Below are 17,373 nucleotides of genomic sequence, written 5' to 3' on the forward strand. Positions count from 1 at the left end.
TACGCCCCGACCCGTAGCCGGACGCGATGGGATTCCACACGTTCGACGCCGCCCGCGCGGACAAGCTCGAAGACCCCGGTCGATTCCGCTACTGCTCGGGCGAGGAACTGCTCGCCGCGCTGGCGGTCCCGGCGGACGCGACGGTCGCGGATCTGGGCTCCGGTACCGGCTTCTACACCGACGTGATCGCGCCGCACGTCGGCACCTGCTACGCGGTCGACGTGCAGTCGGAGATGCACGACCTGTACGCAGAGAAGGGCATCCCGGAGAACGTCGAGACCGTGACCGCCGGCGTCGAGGACCTCCCGCTTGCCGACGACGCCCTCGACGCCGCTTTCTCGACGATGACGTACCACGAGTACGCGAGCGACGGGTCGCTGGCGGAACTCGCGCGCGTCGTCCGCCCCGGCGGCCGCGTCGTCTCCGTCGATTGGACCGCCGACGGCCCTGGCGACGCCGGGCCGCCCCGCGACGAGCGCTTCGGCGTCGGCGACGCCGCGAACGCGTTCGAGGACGCCGGCTTCACCGTCGAGCGCGCCGAGACGCGCACCGACACGTTCGTGCTGGTCGCGCGTCGGTGAGGATGGCGCGGTGACGAGCGCGGCTACCGGTGTTCGTCCCAGAACCGCTCCAGCCCGAAGCGCAGCATGTCCGGGCTCACCGGACGGAACTCCTCGCGTTCGTACTCGGGGAGGTACTCGCGGACGGCGTTCCACGACTCGCGGGCGTAGCGCGCGTCGACCAGACAGCGCACCCCGACCTCGTCGCTGCCGCGGATCACCCGCCCGATCGCCTGCCGGGCCTTCCGAACTGCTGGGACGGTCAGCGCCGTTTCGAACCCATCGCCGAACTCGCGGTCGTACGCCGTCTTCACCGCGCGCGTCCGCGGCGACGACGTGTTGATGATCGGCACCCCGCAGATTACGGCCGCGGCGAGGCGGTCGCCCTCGTAGTCGACGCCCTCGGTGAGCGTGCCGCGGATGCTCGTGACGAGCAGCTTCGCCTCGCCGTCGAAGAAGTCCGCCTTGAGCGCCTCCGTCGCGGTATCGTCGCTCGACTCGTCGATGAGGACCGGCTTGTCGACCCGACCGTCGGCGTCCAACTCGCCGGCCATCCACTCCGCCTCGCCGTAGCTGGGCATCCCGACGAGGACGTTCCCCGGCGTCGTGGCGGCGACCTCGGCGGCGGCGTCGGCGTGCGCGCGCCGGGTCTCGTTGTCCTCGCCGGGCGGCCCGCGGTTGGAGAACGTGAACTTCGGCGTATCGACCGCGAACGACTCGCGGTTTCTCTCGGGAAACCCCAGTCCGTAGGTCCGCTCCTCGACGGGCCGACCCTCGGATTCGAGGTAGTTGAGTCCCGTTACCTCCCGAAACACGTCGAGCGGCGCCAGCGTCGCCGACATGAGCACCCCGCCGCCGAAGTCGGCGAGGCGCTCCCCGATGGCGTCGGCGGGCACGCAGTTGTGCAGCGCGAGCCGGGCGTTGTACGCGCGGCGCCACGAGCCGGGCGGCTCGGTCTCGTCCCACGTGCGGAGCAGTTCCAGCTCTCGGAAGTACGTCCCGTGGTCGCAGCGATACCAGGCGTTGAGCGTCCGCCCGACCCCCGGCGCGGCGCGCTGGCGGTCTCGCGGGCTCTGCCCGCTCGACGAGTCCGAGGCGCTTCGGGCCTCGCCGTTCTCCTCTTCGGCCTCGTCCAGGATCCGCGCGGCGACGGCGCCCACCTGCTCGGCCCGAGCCCACACCTGCTCACCGTAGCCGGCGTCGCGGGCCCACTCGGTGATCTCGTCGACGCCGGGCTCCTCGGGGTCGCGCAGGGGGACCTCCTCGTCGTCCAGATCCGTGGGGTCGTCGCGCCAGCCGCGGCGCTCGGCGTCGAGGAAGCCCTCGACGCGGCGGTCGAGTTCCTCCCGGAGGTCGCGGACGAACTCGACGAGCAGCTTCACCTCGTCGAGACTCACCTCCGCGTCGGCCAGTTCGCCCCGAACGAGGTCGGCGTCGGTCGTCCCCTCCACTCGGCGCCCGGAGTCCTCGAACTGCACCGGCTGGAGGACGCGCGTCAGTTCGTTCTCGGCGTCGCGGAGGCTCGCGTCGGCGACGCCGTCGGAGACCAGGTCGCGGACCCGCGGTTCGAGCATGTGCGCCTCGTCGCAGACGACGAACGTCGAGTCGTCTACGAGCGCGCCGGTGAACCCGCCGACGGTCGTCGGGTCGAACGCGTGGTAGTAGTTGCCGACGACGACCTCCACCTGGGGGAGGACCGTCCCCATCATCGAGTGCGGGCAGGTGCCGTGGCCCGCCGACAGGCTGACCAGCTCCTCGGCGTCGATGAGTCCGCGGTCGGCGAAGTCGAACGGCACCGCCTCCGCGGCGTCGCCGTCCTCCGGGAGGTCGTCGAGGTACTGCGCGTAGAACGGGCAGTACTCGACGCCGTCGCGGGTAGCCGATCCGCCGTGCTCCGGCATGTCCGGCAGATAGGGGGTCGGCTCGTCCGCGGTCTCCAGGTAGCTCGCTCCGTCCTCGCCGGTGTCGGCGAGTCCAGTCTGTGCCCGCCTCGCTTGCTCTGCGAGCGCGCCCGCCCTCGTCTCGCCGCCGTCGCCGACGAGGTCGCGGGTGCGCTCGCGCAGCCCCTCACAGCGCTCGTACACGTTCGTCGTGTCGATGCCGCCGCGGTTCTCGCGGGCGTACGGGCACACGTCGGCCTTGCCGACGAGCGTCATCCCCGAGACGGGGCGCCAGTCGTCGGGGAGGTTGTCGTTGATCGTGCGGAGGTCGGCCTCGAACTGGCGGAGCTGCTGCTTGACGCTCGTGAGCACGAGCACGCGCTCGTAGTCGCTGTCGGGGTCGCGTACCAGGTCGATGCCGGCGGTCAGCGCGAGCATCGTCTTCCCGGTGCCGCAAGCACCTTCCAGCGCGAGAAATCCTCCGTCGTCGGCGACGGCGCGGGCGGCCTCGATCCCGTCCGCCTGCTCGGGGTACGGGTCGGAGTGCCCGAACACGGTTCGCCACGGCTGGTCCGTCGCCTCGGTCACGGTGTAGTCGGCGGTTGCCACGGGTTTCAGTCCGTCGATGGCCCCGCTTTCGTACCTGAATCTTCGCCTCGGCAGGCGCGGTCGACGGCTATGCTCCTGCGCCGCTGCGGCACCGCGCTGACGCGTGCGCGCGCCGGCCGTCACACCAGGCTCTCGCCGAGCACGATCACCGAGAGGTTGTTGGCGAACAGCGCGAGCCCGGCCGCCACGAGCAGCCCCAGCCACGCCTCGATGAGCAGGCCGTAGTACGGGCGAATACGCGCCGGCGTCGACCGGTATGTCTCCATCAGTCCGCGGAAGACGACGGCCGCGAGCACGACCGCGCCGAGGTTCACACCGACGAGCACGGACAGCGGTCGCCCGAGCGCCCACCGCACGAGCGGGTTCGCCTCCGCGCTCGGGCCGACGACCGCGGCGGCGTATATCGTCGTCAGCAGGTCCACGGTCACGAGGAGGAACAGCGCCGCCGTCGCCCACGCCCAGTACTCCTCGACGCGCTCGGCGATCGACGAGCTGCGGCCTCGCGACACGGCTTCGAGACGGACGCACGCCGACCTAACCGTTTCGTCGGCGGAGGCGGCGCGGCCGGGGATCGATTACGGACCCGGGAACGTCCGCGACCCTTCGCCATCGTGGTTCGTGTCGCGCTCGCCGCCCGGATCGCCCCCGTCGCCCGTCCCCTGAAGCTCGTCGTCGCCCGTTCGACTGCCCGCCCTCGCGGCGGCGACGGCCGCGTCGGGGGAGACGCGACCGTCCGCGGCGGTCTCGCGCAAGAGTCGCTCCACCTGAGCGGGCGTCAGCCCCTCGCCGCCGGCGGCGGCGGTCATCCTCGCGACGACGCCCGCGACGGCCGGTGCGGCCGCGGAGGTTCCCCTGAGCATCGTTCCGTCGGCGGGCGTGACCGTACCGGGGGCCCGCACGTCGGTGTCGACCGCCGAGTAGGCGGCGAGCCCTCCGTCGCGTCCGAGCGCGCCGACGGAGATGACGCCGTCGGCGGTGGCGGGGGCGACCGCGCTCCCGTTCGCGCCGGCGAACGCGAGACGGTGGCGAGCGGCGAACAGATCGACGGGACCGTCGCCGGAGTCGCGCGCGTACACCGCCGCATAGTAGGCGCCGCGGGGGACCACGGCGTCGATCGCCTCGGCGTGACCGGACCCCCGGGTCGACTTCGCGACGACTCGGTCGTGGCCGTCCGCGATATCGCGGTAGAGGTAGAGGTCGTAGTCGCCCCCGCCCGACCAGTAGAGCCGGAGCGTCACGCTACCCGCGACCGGGCCGTCGCCGAGACGATTTCCTTCGGTCGCGTTGTCGTCGAACACGGCCCAGCCGGTGCCGGACACCTCGCCGCGCCAGTGGCGTCGCGCGGCGTTGCCGCCCGAGGTGACGAAGACGGTTCCCGCGGCCGTCGCCCGCTCTGCGGCTCTCGCGATCCGGTCCATCCCGTCTGCGGTTCGAGGGTAGTAGCTCCCGGCGTCGACGAGCACGTCCACGTCCTGTGCGATAAGCCAGTCGACCGCGCGAGCGTACGAGGCCGGCGTCGGCTCGTAGCCGACGGACGCGAGATATAGCGCCGACTCGTCGGCCCGACGGGCGACGACGCCCGCGACCGCGGCGCCGTGATCGCCGGCGACGAGGCCGAATCGCGGCCCGCCCGTGCGGTAACGCGCCGCCACCCGTCCGTCGAGCGCTTCGGTCGCGCCGAACGCGCTTCCGATGACGCCCACACGGACGGGGGCGTCGCCGTCGGCGGCGGGGTCGAGCGTGACCGGGTCACCCGAGGCGTCGCCGGACGAGGATCCGAGGCGAGCGAGCAGCGCAGATCCGACGGTAGGGGCGTCGGAGACGCCGCCGGCCGTGCCGTCGTGCAACACGCCGTCGGCGGCCGGGAGGACCGGGACGGCGGCGCCGTCGTTCACGTCGGCGCCGACGAGTCCGGTGCCGACGCTCACGACGACGAGAAAGACCGCGACGAACACGGGGGTCCGACTCACGGTCACCGTCTGCGGAGTCGCTCCGCCACGAGCACCGTCGTGAGGACGAGGAGCCCGCCGGCGAGGAACGCCGCGCCGGGCGGGATCGTACCGAGCACCGCGCCGCCGGTCGCCCCCACCGCGTCGCCGATGCGGGGCGCGGTCTCCGGTCCGGAAACTGTCGCGGCGCCGGCGCCGAACAGCGCCTGCACGAGGAGGCTCGCCCCGGCGAGCACCGCGACCGCGCCCAACAGGCCGCGGAGCGAATCGAGCAGCGACGACCGCTCGGACTCGCCGCCGACGGCGACGACGACGCGGTCGTCCGCCGGCCCGTACACGGTCATCTCGCGTCCCTTCACCGAGTACCGCGTGTCAACCGTCTCGACCAGCCCGGCGTCACCGAGTTTCTGGACGTGGTGGCGGACGTTCTGAACGGACGTGTCCGCGGCGTCGGCCAGCTCGGAGGCGGTCCGCGGCTCCTCGTGGACCGCGCCGAGGATCGCCCGGGCGGTCTGCGGCGCGAGCGCGCCGATCAGCGCGTCGGCGCCGTCGTCGTTGAGCCAGCAGATGCGGACGTTCCCATCGTCGTCAGTGGACGCGGCTCGGTCGCCGTCGCCGGCGGCGCCGGCGGACACCTCCTCGATATCGGTGGGCGGCGAGTCGATCTCGCTGGCACCCGCGTCGGTCTCGGCGGCGACGGGGTCGGCCGACGCGGACTCCGACTCCGATGTGTCCGAGCCGGCCGCGGCGCCCCCGTCGGTCCGCGAGCCGGCGGCCTCCGACCCGTCGCGGTCGGTCCCCCCGGACCCGTCCGCGTCGGCGGACCCGTCGGCGTTCGACGGGAGCGTGCCTGACATACGACGTAATCTGTCACAGAAGACCAAAACGTTTCGGACCGTGTTTTCCGTCGAATCGACGGAAAACTATCCGCAAACTACTGAACTCGTCGACTGCGGATCGCCGGCCCGTGATCCCGAGCGCGGCCGGTACATCGGCTCAGGGAGCGACGACTCACCTCGTCGTGCGACGGTCGGCGGGTGGAGCCGGGAACCGCCCGGCGGCGTACAGCGCTCCCGCAAGCAGCAGCACCGCGGTAACCGCAGCGGCGAACAGCCGGAACGCCTGATCGAACGCGACCCCGACGTCGGTGAGTGCGCCGACGACGCCCGAGCCGTTCGCCTCGAACAGCAGCGACGCGCCAGAGAAGACGGCGTAGGCGCTGGCGCGGTCGGCGGGCGGGAGCGTCGCGAGCATGTACGTGTCGACGGCGGGAAACAGCGCGTGTGCGGCGTAGCCGAGCACCGCCGAGACGACCGCGAACGCCGCGAACGACCCGGCGTGGGTGAGCGCGACCAGCGACGCGACGAACGCGGCGTTGAGCGCGAGGAGGTACGGCACCTTCGGGAGGCGGTCGGCCAGCCGGCCGCCGAGCCAGAAGGCGGGGACGCCCGCGCCGAACGCGACGGTGAGCAGGAGGTTCGCGTTCGCTGGCGTCAGCCCTTTCGAGAGCAGGTAGCTCACGTAGAAATTGAACACGCCCTGCCAGGCGAAGCCGGCGACGGCGACCAGCGACATCCCCGCGAGCACGATCCGCCAGTGCGACAGCGCCGCGAGGAAGCTCCGCGGCTCGGCAGCGTCGGCGGCGTCGGCAGCGTCGGCAGCGTCGGCAGCGTCGGCAGCGTCGGCGTCCCCGTCGACCGCCGCGCCCTCGGGTTCGACCCCGCCGCGGACCCGGACGACCGCGAACAGCGCGACCGTCGATGCGGCGGCGCCGACGGCCAGCGCCGAGAACACGACGCGCCAGTCGCCGACGCGAGCGATCGCCGCGAGCGCGACCGCCGGCGCGACGACCGAGGCGACCTGGCTCGCGGTGCCGTGGACGCCGACGGCGCGGCCGGTCCGGTCGGGGTACAGCGCGCCGATGAGGGGGATCGCAGCGACGAAGTAGCCGCCGGTGGAGAGCCCGACGGCGAACGCGCCCGCCCGCAGCGTCAAAAGCGAGTCGGCGGTCGCGGTGAGCTCCGCCGCCAGCGAGAGCGCGACGCCGGTCGCGACGACGACGCGCTCGCGAGCCACCTTCGTGAGCACCCAGCCCACCGGGATGCGCGGGGCGGCGGTGCCGAGCCAGACGAGCGTCGTGACCGAGCCGACCGCCGTCGCCGACAGGTCGAGGTCCTGTTGGAACTCGGGGACCAGCGGGGCGAACGCGACCCGGCCGAAGTTGACCAGGAAGACGAGCCCGCAGAGGGTGGTGAAGAGGCGCTTCGTCACGTGAACGGCTGTCGGTTCGCGCGCCGGGGGTCAAGCGTTGCGGATCCGGGCACCCCTGCGGGAACCGGCCGACGTGGATCCAGCACGCTCAAACCCCGACCCGCCGAAGCCCAGACCACTCGACCGTGCGCGTCCTCGACTACCTCGAACTCGACTCACAGCTCGACCGCGCGGGCATCGGCACCGCACACGACCAGCAGGTCGAGGCGCTCGAACGCGCCCGCGCGGCCGGCGCCGACGTGGAGGTCGTCACATCGCCGTGGGCCGACGGCGACCTCGGTACCGCTCTCCGCCGCGGGCTCGGCGGCCGCTCGCCCGTGGCCGACGCGGACGTGATCCACCTGAATCTCATCGGCCCGGCCAGCGTCGCACTCGCGCGGTACGCAAGGCTGGCGGACACGCCACTGGTGCTGCACTGCCACGTCACCAGCGAGGACTTCCGGGAGAGCTTCCGCGGGTCGAACGCGGTCGCGCCCGCGCTCCGGCGGTACCTCCGCTGGTTCTACTCGCAGGCCGATCTGGTGCTCACGCCCTCAGAGTACACGAAGCGCCGGCTGCTGGAGTACCCCGTCGGCGCGCCGATCCGCGCGGTCTCGAACGGGATCGACCACGACTCCGTCGACGACCACGAGCGGTACCGGGAGGAGTATCGGGAGCGGTTCGACCTGGACGGAGTCGTGATGTTCGCGGTCGGCTCCGTCTTCGAGCGCAAGGGGCTTACCGCCTTCTGCGAGGTCGCCGAGCGCGTCGACAGCAACTTCGCATGGTTCGGCACCGTCGACTCCGGGCCGCAGGCGTCGCAGACGGTGACGCGCTGGACGAGCGACCCGCCGGAGAACGTCACCTTCACCGGCTGGGTCGACGACAAGCCCGGCGCGTTCGGCGCCGGCGACGTGTTCTTCTTCCCGACGAAAGAGGAGAACCAGGGCATCGTCGTGCTGGAGGCGATGGCCTGCGGCAAGCCGTGCGTCCTCCGGGACATTCCCGTGTTCCGGGAGTACTTCGAGGACGGCCACGACTGCCTCCTGTGTGAGACGCGCGCGGAGTTCGCCGACGCGCTGAACCGCCTGGCAGACGACCCCGACCTGCGCGAGCGCCTCGGCGAGAACGCCCGCGAAACGGCCGCCGAGCACTCGCTGGAGCGCGTCGGCGAGGAGCTGGTCGACACCTACGAGCAGTTGCTCGACGCGCGGTAGGCGCTCCGGACTCGCCCTTGGCCGTCGTCCCCGATCGCCCGTGCCCGTTCGCCGTCCCCGTCGACAGCGACGCCCTCGTCGACGGCGACACCCGCGTCGAAGACGCAAGGCATTACCCGTCGCTCCGGGAACGGCGGACGAATGCAGACCGTCGCCGCGTTCACCGACACGTACCTGCCGACGGTGAACGGCGTCACCTACACGCTGGAGTCGTGGCGCACGGAGTGGCAGGCCCGCGGCGGTCGGATGGACGTGGTGTTCCCCGGTGCCCCCGGACACGACCCCGGTGACGGCGAGTACACCACCCGCAGCGTCGGATTCCCCTTCTACGACGGCTTCCGGATGGGGCTACCGGGCGTCCCCGACGCGGTCCGCGACGCCGACGTGGTCCACGCGCACACGCCCTTCGCGCTGGGCCTCTCGGGGTGGTTCCTCGCCCATCGGATCGACGCCCCGCTGGTCGCCTCCTACCACACGCCGACCGCCGAATACGCCGACTACCTCGCGGCCGGCCCGGCCGCGACCGTCGTCGAGGGCGCCGCCCGCCGGTACGAGCGGCGGTACATGAACGCCGCCACGGCGGTCGTCGTCCCGAGCGAGCCGGCCGGCGAGCACCTCAGCGACATCGGCGTCACCACCCCCGTCGAGGTCGTTCCCAACGGCGTCAACACCGACTTCTTCACCCGGCCGGACGACGACGCGCTCGCGGACTTCCGCGCCGAGCACGACCTCCCGGACCCGGCCGACGCCCCCCTCGTCGGCTACACCGGCCGCCACGGCTTCGAGAAGGAGCTGACCGAGATCCCGCCGGCGGTCGCGACCGCCGACGCCGAGGCGACGCTCGTGTTCGGCGGCGACGGCCCCGCACGCGACGCCGTCGAGCGCGCCTGCGAGGCGGCGGGTGTCGACGCGCGCTTCCTCGGGTTTCTCCCGCGCGAGCAACTGCCGGCGCTGTACGCCACCCTCGACGCCTTCCTGTTCCCCTCGCCGGTCGAGACGCAGGGGCTAGTCGCGCTGGAGGCGAACGCCTGCGGCACGCCCGTCGTCGGCGTCGACGCCGGCGCGCTCGCCGACACCGTCGTCGACGGCGAGACCGGCCACCACTACCCCCGCGGCGACACCGGCGCCTTCGCCGACGCCATCGACCGCACGCTCGCCGAGCGCGAGTCGCTCTCGGCGGCCTGCCTCGACCGCCGCGAGGACACGAGCGTCGAGCACGCGGTCGACCGACTCGAACAGGTGTACGGCGCGGTACTCAGCTAGTCGCGACCGGAGGCGAACCGGCGACATCGGGAGCGTCCGTCGGTCGAACGTCGACTCCCGTCGTCGTCAGGCGTGCTTCGCCGCCAGTACGTCCACGTCGGCGTCGATCTCCGGCTCGTCGACGAGGAGTTCGTCGGCCCGCTCCAGCAGCGCCGTCGCGATCTCGCCCTCTAGGTGGGCCTGCCGCCCGTCCTCGTCGGGGAAGGTGTCGAAGATGCCGAACCGAGTTTCGTCGAAGCGAACGGCGAACCAGGAGGTCATCCCCTCCTCGGCCTCCGCCGCCTCCCGCGCGCCGCTGAGGAACTCGGCGACCTCCTCGGCTTTCTCGGGCTTCGCCTCGAACCGCGCCAGGATCGCGACTTCCGATCGTGCCATACGGGCCCGTACGGGCGAACAGAACAAATACCCGAGTCTGGGGGCCAATACCCCGGTTCCGAAGGAATGATACGCTCGGTTCCGATCGAAGGGCCGGCGATCGCCGGACGCGCCGACGCGAACGCGCGAGGAACCACGAGCGAACCGCCGTACGGAGATCACTCTGCCGCCGGTCGATCCCGCTCTTGGTTCGCTCGGGCTCGCTAGTCCTCGAGCGCCTGCGCGATCCGCTGGAGCTGCCGGGTCGCGTCGCGGACCTCGTCGCGGAGCTGGCGCACCTCGCGCACGAGCTCTTCGTTGCCGACGGACTCCTCCTCGGCGCCGGGACCGCCACCGCCGCCCATGCCGCCGGGGCCGCCACCCCCCATGCCGCCGGGACCGCCGCCGCCCATCATGCCGCCCATCATCTGCGCGAAGGGGTTGCCGCCGCCGCCCATGCCGCCGGGGCCGCCGCCCCCGCCCATCATCTCCTCAGGGGAGGGGGCGCCGCCCTCGCCCTCCTCGCGTTCCTGTTCGCGTCGCTCGCGGATCTCCTCGACCCGCTCGCGGAAGGACTTCTCCTCGCCGTCGTCGCCTCCCTCGGCGCCCTCGTTCGCGTCCGATCCGTCGTCTGCCGGGTCGTCGTCTGCCATGGATCCCGGTTCGCCCCGGCGTCCGAAAAGCGTTGTTCCTCGGGGGGCGGAACCGAGCCCTCTTGTACCCCGGTCTCCGAGGAGCGCGCGTGTTCGCGGACCGGTCCGACGCCATCGCCGACGACACGCCCCACCGCGGCTACGGGGTCGCCGTCACGCCGGGCGTGAGCGGGCCGTGCGCGCTCGTCGCCGGCTACGGGCCTGCGAACCGGCTGCTCGTCTGGCGCGACGGCGCCCTCCGCGACGTGGCCACCCCGGCCGTCGCCGACGAGGGGCGCCACGCGATCGGCGTCGTCGCCGCCGACCTCGACGCCGACGGCGCCGAGGAGCTGTACGTCCACAACACTGAGGCGTACCAGGGGCAGACCCGGGACACCGACCTCCTGCTCGACCCGGTCGACGTTCGCCCCGACCACGAGGACGTGCGCTGGCGCGACCTGTTCGGCCTCGCGGTCAACGCCGACCGCGGCAACTTCCGGGCCGGCCGCTCGGTCGCCGCGCTCGACCGCTACGGCACCGGCCGCTACGGCGTCTTCGTCGCCTGCTACGGCGTTCCCTCCCGCTTCTACGAGCTGGGCGACGACGGCGAACTCTCGGACATGTGCGAGGCGGTTGGCCTCGACCTCGACGCCGGTGCCCGATCGCTGTACGCCGGCCCGCTCGTGAGCGACCGCATGGATCTGTTTGTCGGCGTCGAGCGCGGCCCGAACCGGCTGTTCCGCAACGAGTCGGGCCACTTCGAGGAGGTCGCCGGCGACGTGGGTCTGTCGGCGCCGGGGACGAACGCCCGCGGCGTCACGATGGCCGACGGCGACCTCGCGGTCGGCGGGTGGGAGACGCCGAGCCGGCTGTTCAGGGCCGATCAACCCCCCGAGGGCGCGGCAGACGCTCCGTCTCCCCGGCGCTTCAGCGACGCCGCGCCGCACGCGTTCGCGTCGCCGACGCGTGTCCGGACGCTGGTCACGGCGGACTTCGACAACGACGGCCGCGAGGAGCTGTTCTGCAACGCGCTGGGCGCCCCGAACCGGCTGTTTCGAAAGGGACGCGCGGGGTGGACCGCGATCGACCCCGGCGACGCGAGGGAGCCGCGCGGGCTGGGCACCGGCGCCGCCGTCGCGGACTTCGACGGCGACGGCGCGCTGGAACTGCTCGTCGTCCACGGCGAACTCGCGGCCCAGCCGCTCGCGCTGTACGCCGTCGAGGGGGCCGCGGAGAACGACTGGCTCCGCGTGCGGCCGACGACGCAGTACGGGGCGCCCGCCCGCGGCGCCGCCGTCACCGTCGAGACGGCGTCGTGGACGCGGACGAAGGTGGTGTGTGCCGGCTCGGGCTACCTCTGTCAGATGGAGCCGGTCGCCCACTTCGGGCTCGGCGACGAGACGCCCGAGCGCGTCACCGTCCGCTGGCCCGACGGCCGCGAGGCGACGGTGGAGCGGCCGGCCGCGCGGACCGAACACGAGGTCTCGCACCCGATGGCGCCCCGGTTCTGACCGCCCCGGCGACCGCCCCGGCCGGGTCGGCGGCGTCGCCGTGACGCAACCGCTTTGGGCCGCCCCGGCGCACGTCGACCCATGACCGACGACCGCGGGCCGCGACGGGGGAAAGTCGACCGCGACGCCTTCGAGTCGGTTGTCCGGCCGAACCTCGGGGCGGCCCGCGAGGACGTGCGCCTCGGCCCGACCCACGGGGTCGACTTCGGCGTCGTCGACGTGGCCGACCGCGCCATCGTGTGCGCGACCGACCCCATCTCGCTTTTGCCAGACCTCGGCTTCGAGCGCGCCGGCCGCTTCGCGCTCTCGTTCGCCCTCGGCGACGTGGCCGTCTCCGGCGTCGCGCCCACCCACTTTTGTCCCTCCTTCGCGCTTCCGGGCGACGTGACCGACGACGAGTTCGCGACCTTCTGGGCCGCCGTCGCCGCCGAGTGCGAGGCGCTCGGCGTCGCCGTCCCCACGGGCCACACGGCGCGCTACCCCGGCGCGTCGCTCCCGTGGGTCGGCGCCGCGACCGTCCTCGGCGTCGGCGACCACGACGACGTGATCCGCCCCGACGGTGCCCGCCCGAGCGACCGTCTGCTCGTGACCAAGGGGCCGGGGATCGAGACCGCGGGGCTGTTCGCGTCGCTGTACCCCGACGCGCTCGCCGAGCGCGGCTTGGACGAGGAAACGATCGATGACGCGGCCGTGCTACTGGAAGAGACGAGCGTCGTTCGCGACGCGCTCGCGGCCGCGGAGGCGGGTCGCCGGCCGGCGGAGTCGAGCGACCGCGACGCGCCCGCCGACGCCGGCGTCACCGCGATGCACGACGCCACCGAGGGGGGCCTCCGCGGCGCGCTGTGCGAGACGGCCGAGGCCGGCGGCGTCCGGATCGAGGTCGACTCGACGGCGGTGCCGTCGAACCCGGCGGCGGTGGAAACCTGCGAGGCGCTCGACCTCGACCCGTGGGCGTGCACCACGTCCGGCACGCTCCTGTTGGCCGTCGACCCCGCGGCGGTCGACCGCGTCGTCGACGCGCTGGCGGCGCGGGACACGCCGGTCGGCGTCGCCGGCGAGGTGCGCGATGGGTCCGGCGTGGTCGTCAACGGCGAGCGAGTCGAGGCGCCCGCCGAGGACGCCTCCTGGGCGGCCTACGAGCGGCTCTCCGAGCGGGACTGATCGCTCGGCTCTCCCGACCCGCCGGCCGGCCGTTCCCCCTCGGCGGCGTCCAGCCGCTCGCGGGTCGCAGCCGCGAGGTCGTCGAACGCCGCGTCGGCCGCGGGCACCGCGTCGGCGAATGACAGGAAGCCGTGACACATCCCCTCGTAGTCCAGCAGTTCGGCGTCGACGCCGGCGTCCGAGAGCCGGGCGACGTAGGCGGCGCCGTCGTCGCGCAGGGGGTCGCGCTCGCCGGTGACGACGACGGCGGGGGCGCGTTCGGCGAGGACCGACTCGTCCGCCCGCGCCGGCGCCGCGTGGGGGTTCGCCGCGTCCACGTCCGAGCGGAGGTACGTCTCCCAGAAGTGCCGCATGTCAGCCCGCGTCAACAGCGGGCCGTCCGCGTTCGCCTCGTAGGACGCGGTCTCGAAGTCGCGGTCGGTGATCGGATACAGCAGCGTATGGACCGCGGGCGCCTCCCCAGCGGGCGCCGCCAGCGACGCGGCGGCCGCGAGATTCCCACCCGCCGAGGAGCCCGCGACGCCGACGACGCCGTTCCCGCCGACCCCGCTCGCGTGCTCGCGGGTCCACCGGAGGGCGCGGATCGCGTCGTCGACGGCGGCGGGGAACGGGTGCTCGGGCGCGAGCCGGTAGTCGACGGAGACGACGACCGCGCCGACCCGGCGACACAGCTGCCGCGCGAGGTCGTCGGCGGAGTCGAGCGTGCCCAGACACCACCCGCCGCCGTGGAGGAAGACGAGCGTCGGCGCGGGCGTCTCCGCCGGCCGGTACACCCGCAGCGGGAGGTCGTCGCCGTCAGGCCCGTCGATCGCCAGATCGAGCGTCGAGGCGACCGGGAGCCCGGGGACGCCGTCGCCGTCGTCGTTGGCGGCGCCGTCGCCGTCGTCGGAGCCTTCGTCGCCGTCGCGTCCGTCGCCGCCGTCGCCCCCGAAAAGGTCGTCCTCGATGCGCCGGGCGCTCTCGACGGAGAGGGCGTGCCACGGCGGGACGCCCAGCGCCTCGACCTCGGCGACGGCCTCGCGGAGGTCGGGGTCGAGGGCGGCGAGCCGGTCGGAGCGGGCGCTCCCGTCGCCTGTGTCGGTCATGCGCATCCGGACGGACGGGGGCGACAAGAATCCCACCCGACCGCTCCCGGGTCGATCGACGGCCGGTCGCTCGCCGACGGCCCGCCCGCTTGCGGCCGCCGGAACCGAGTCGCTCTTGCTGGGGCGTGACGGAGGTGGCGGCGTGTCGCTCTCGCTCGATCGCCTCGTCGGCGACGACGCGGACGTGCTCGCCGACCGCGACTTTCGGATGCTGCTGCTCGCGTCGCTCATCTCGCCGATGGGCGCCTCGGTCGTCTCGCCGGTCGTCGAGTCGCTGACGGGACCGTACGGCGTCTCGACGGCGGAGGCCGCGCTGCTCCTCTCGGCGTTCACCGCGCCGGGGATCGTCCTCATCCCCCTCTCGGGCGTGTTGGCCGACCGCTACGGCCGCAAGCCGGTTCTCGTATCGGGGCTGGCGCTGTTCGGGCTCGCCGGCGTCGCGCTCACTCTGACGACCGACTTCCGGGTCGCGCTGGGGCTCCGACTCCTCCAGGGTGTCGGCTACACCGGGATCGGGCCGATCCTGATCACGGCGACCGGCGACCTGTTCTCCGGCGCCCGCGAGTCGGCCGCACAGGGCGTCCGGTTCACCGCCGTCGGCGCGTCGCTGACGGTGTTCCCGTTCCTCGCGGGGCTGCTCGTCGCGTTCGCGTGGCAGTACCCGTTCGCGCTGTACGCCGCCGCGCTCCCCGTCGCCGCGGTCGTGTGGCTGCGCTTCGAGGAACCCGCAGCCCTCGGTCAGGGAGACACGGCCGACGGCGACGCGTCCGCGACCGACGGCGATGCCGCCGGGTCCGGCGGCGAGCGCGGGGATGGACGCGGCGGCGTCCGTACGCTGCTCGCGCTGGCGTCGGACCCCCGCGTCGCCGCGACGCTGGTCGGGCGGGCGGTGCCGGGGTTCCTCTGGTTCGGCTTCCTCACGTACAACTCGATCGTCGTCGTCCGTCTGCTCGGCGGGACGCCCAGCGCGGCGGGCGCGCTCGTCGCCGTCGCCTCCGTCTCCAGCGCCGTCGCGACGACGCAGGCAGGGCGCATCACCGCGCGGTTCGGTCGCCCCGCGCCGACGTTCGCCGCACTCGTCGTCGCCGCCGGCGGGCTCGCGGGGCTCGCGCTCGCGCCGTCGGTGCCGGTCGCGCTCGCTGCGGGCGTCCCCGTCGGCGCGGGCTTTTCGGTGTCGCTGACGCTGTACCGCTCGGCGCTCACCGGCCTCGCCAGCGACGACACCCGCGGCGGCCTCGTCAGCCTCGGGGAGTCGATCGGTCGGCTCGGGTCGACCGGCGCGCCGGTCGCGATGGGCGCCGCGGTTGCGCTCCTCGCCGACGCCGCCGGCTACGCCGCCGCCGTCAGGACCGTTTCGGTCGCCGTGGCCGTCGGGGTCGTGGCCGTCGGGGGCACACTGCTGCTCGTCGGCGACATGGGCGTGGACGCGGACGGGGAGCCGACGGCGACCGCCGCCAACGACTGAGCGCCTCGGACCTGCCGCCCGCGGCGCGACGGGGCGGGACGCCAACGCCTAACTGGCCCCACCCGAACCCGAGGCCATGACCGACACGGACGCCGGCCCCGTCAGGTCGCTCGCGGACGCCCGCGAGCGCGACGCCGCCGACCCCCTCCGCGACTACCGCGACCACTTCTCGGTGCCCGAGGGCGAGCGCTACATGGACGGGAACTCGCTCGGCCTCGCCCCCGACGCCGCGCTGGCGACGCTCGACCGCGTCGTCGACGAGTGGAAGAAGCTCGCGATCCGCGGGTGGGAGGCGGCCGACCCCCACTGGTTCGGCTACGGCGAGCACCTCGGCGACCTGCTCGCGCCGCTGGTCGACGCTCGCGAGTCCGAGGTCGTCGTCGCCAACTCCACGACGGTCAACATCCACACCCTGATCGGGACGTTCCTCGACGCACTCCCCGGCACGCCCGCCGGCCCGGATCCCACGGCCGACCCGCCGGCGGTGCTCGTCAACGAGTTGGACTTCCCGACGGACCACTACGCCATCCGCGCGCAGTTCCGCCAGCGCGGGATCGATCCCGACGACCGGCTCGTCGCCGTCGCCTCCCGCGACGGCCGCACGATCGACGAGGCGGACATCGAGGCCGCGCTCCGCGAGCGCGAGGACATCGGGATCGTGTTCATGCCCTCGGTGCTGTACCGCTCGGGGCAACTGCTCGACATCGACCGGGTCACCGCGGCGGCCCACGAGCACGGCGCGCTCGCGGGCTTCGACTGCGCCCACTCGGTCGGCGTCGTCGATCACGACCTGGGGAGCGCGGGCGCCGGCGACGCCGGCGACGACGCAGAGGGCGCCGACTTCGCGGTGTGGTGCTCGTACAAGTACCTCAACGCCGGCCCCGGCGCGACCGCGGGGCTGTACGTTCACGAGCGCCACCACGGGACGACGCCCGCGCTCGCCGGCTGGTGGGGCAACGACAAGTCGACGCAGTTCGAGCTGCGCCGCACCTACGAGGGGGCCGACACCGCCGGCGCGTGGCAGATCGGCACCGTCCCGATGCTGTCGTCGGCGCCGATCGAGGGCGCGGCAGAGCTGGTCCGCGAGGCGGGCATCGACGCGGTCCGCGAGAAGTCGCTCGCGCTCACCAACTCCCTGATCGACCTGGTCGCCGACCGCCTCGGCGACGACTTCTCGGTCGGCACGCCCCGCGAGCACGCCCGCCGTGGCGGCCACGTCGCGATCGAACACCCGGAGGGCTACCGCGTGAGCGAGGCGCTGCGCGACCGCGGCGTCGTCGTCGACTTCCGCCCCCCGAACGTCGTCCGCGTCTGTCCGGCGCCGCTGTACACCCGCTTCGAGGACGTGTATCGGGTGGTCGAGACGATCGAAGCGATCGTCGACGCCGACGCCCACCGCGAGTACGATCCCCGCGGCGGCGGCGTCACCTGACGGGA

16 protein-coding genes are annotated in these 17,373 nt (G+C 73.5%); 7 read left to right on the forward strand and 9 right to left on the reverse strand.

Annotation, left to right across the window (positions count from 1 at the left end):
• The first annotated feature begins 26 nt into the window (after positions 1–26).
• A complete protein-coding gene (locus BUE16_RS10155; protein WP_073309267.1) occupies positions 27–581 on the forward strand; it encodes a class I SAM-dependent methyltransferase in 555 nt (184 codons plus the stop codon).
• Between the two features lie 23 nt (positions 582–604).
• Here BUE16_RS10155 and BUE16_RS10160 read toward each other — a convergent pair whose 3' ends face one another.
• The 5 genes from BUE16_RS10160 to BUE16_RS10180 all read right to left on the reverse strand — a co-directional run bounded on the left by BUE16_RS10160 (position 605) and on the right by BUE16_RS10180 (position 7,269).
• Positions 605–3,049 (reverse strand): ATP-dependent DNA helicase, encoded by a 2,445-nt coding sequence (locus BUE16_RS10160; RefSeq protein ID WP_234972382.1) that lies wholly within the window; start codon positions 3,047–3,049, stop codon positions 605–607.
• A gap of 119 nt (positions 3,050–3,168) precedes the next feature.
• Positions 3,169–3,558, reverse strand: coding sequence for a hypothetical protein (locus tag BUE16_RS10165; protein ID WP_079991596.1), 390 nt, complete (start codon positions 3,556–3,558; stop codon positions 3,169–3,171).
• Between the two features lie 66 nt (positions 3,559–3,624).
• The gene (locus BUE16_RS10170; RefSeq protein WP_143165407.1) at positions 3,625–5,019 is read right to left on the reverse strand and encodes a S8 family serine peptidase; all 1,395 of its coding nucleotides are present in this window, start codon (positions 5,017–5,019) and stop codon (positions 3,625–3,627) included.
• Between the two features lie 2 nt (positions 5,020–5,021).
• Entirely contained in the window at positions 5,022–5,855 is an 834-nt protein-coding gene (locus tag BUE16_RS10175) for a winged helix-turn-helix domain-containing protein (RefSeq protein ID WP_079991597.1), read from the reverse strand.
• Positions 5,856–6,009: 154 nt separating this feature from the next.
• Positions 6,010–7,269, reverse strand: coding sequence for an MFS transporter (locus BUE16_RS10180; RefSeq protein ID WP_073309271.1), 1,260 nt, complete (start codon positions 7,267–7,269; stop codon positions 6,010–6,012).
• 125 nt (positions 7,270–7,394) lie between these two features.
• Between BUE16_RS10180 and BUE16_RS10185 the strand changes: the two genes are divergently transcribed.
• Positions 7,395–8,465 carry a glycosyltransferase family 4 protein gene (locus BUE16_RS10185; RefSeq protein WP_073309273.1) on the forward strand — a complete coding sequence of 357 codons (1,071 nt, stop codon included), beginning with the start codon at positions 7,395–7,397 and terminating at the stop codon, positions 8,463–8,465.
• Here the strand turns inward: BUE16_RS10185 and BUE16_RS16705 are convergent.
• Positions 8,438–8,578 (reverse strand): hypothetical protein, encoded by a 141-nt coding sequence (locus tag BUE16_RS16705; RefSeq protein WP_159435757.1) that lies wholly within the window; start codon positions 8,576–8,578, stop codon positions 8,438–8,440. The genes BUE16_RS10185 and BUE16_RS16705 overlap by 28 nt on opposite strands.
• A 28-nt stretch (positions 8,579–8,606) precedes the next feature.
• On the opposite strand from BUE16_RS16705, the gene BUE16_RS10190 reads away from it, so the two are divergent.
• The gene (locus BUE16_RS10190; RefSeq protein ID WP_073309275.1) at positions 8,607–9,728 is read left to right on the forward strand and encodes a glycosyltransferase; all 1,122 of its coding nucleotides are present in this window, start codon (positions 8,607–8,609) and stop codon (positions 9,726–9,728) included.
• 66 nt (positions 9,729–9,794) lie between these two features.
• Here BUE16_RS10190 and BUE16_RS10195 read toward each other — a convergent pair whose 3' ends face one another.
• A complete protein-coding gene (locus tag BUE16_RS10195; protein WP_073309278.1) occupies positions 9,795–10,103 on the reverse strand; it encodes a putative quinol monooxygenase in 309 nt (102 codons plus the stop codon).
• Positions 10,104–10,306: 203 nt separating this feature from the next.
• Positions 10,307–10,735, reverse strand: a complete 429-nt coding sequence (locus tag BUE16_RS10200) for a hypothetical protein (protein WP_073309280.1) — start codon at positions 10,733–10,735, stop codon at positions 10,307–10,309.
• 89 nt (positions 10,736–10,824) lie between these two features.
• Between BUE16_RS10200 and BUE16_RS10205 the strand changes: the two genes are divergently transcribed.
• Complete coding sequence (locus BUE16_RS10205) at positions 10,825–12,225, forward strand: CRTAC1 family protein (protein ID WP_073309282.1); 1,401 nt, start codon at positions 10,825–10,827, stop codon at positions 12,223–12,225.
• 81 nt (positions 12,226–12,306) lie between these two features.
• The gene (locus tag BUE16_RS10210; protein ID WP_073309284.1) at positions 12,307–13,386 is read left to right on the forward strand and encodes an AIR synthase family protein; all 1,080 of its coding nucleotides are present in this window, start codon (positions 12,307–12,309) and stop codon (positions 13,384–13,386) included.
• Here BUE16_RS10210 and BUE16_RS10215 read toward each other — a convergent pair.
• Entirely contained in the window at positions 13,359–14,471 is a 1,113-nt protein-coding gene (locus BUE16_RS10215; protein ID WP_073309287.1) for an alpha/beta hydrolase, read from the reverse strand. The genes BUE16_RS10210 and BUE16_RS10215 overlap by 28 nt on opposite strands.
• Here BUE16_RS10215 and BUE16_RS10220 point away from each other — a divergent pair.
• Positions 14,470–15,936: an MFS transporter gene (locus tag BUE16_RS10220; protein ID WP_159435758.1), complete on the forward strand. Its 1,467-nt coding sequence runs from the start codon at positions 14,470–14,472 to the stop codon at positions 15,934–15,936. The two genes, BUE16_RS10215 and BUE16_RS10220, sit on opposite strands and share 2 nt — an antisense overlap.
• Before the next feature lie 76 nt (positions 15,937–16,012).
• The gene (kynU, locus tag BUE16_RS10225; RefSeq protein WP_073309289.1) at positions 16,013–17,368 is read left to right on the forward strand and encodes a kynureninase; all 1,356 of its coding nucleotides are present in this window, start codon (positions 16,013–16,015) and stop codon (positions 17,366–17,368) included.
• Positions 17,369–17,373 lie beyond the last annotated feature (5 nt).

Origin of the sequence: Halobaculum gomorrense, from assembly GCF_900129775.1 — an archaeon.
GTDB lineage: Archaea > Halobacteriota > Halobacteria > Halobacteriales > Haloferacaceae > Halobaculum > Halobaculum gomorrense.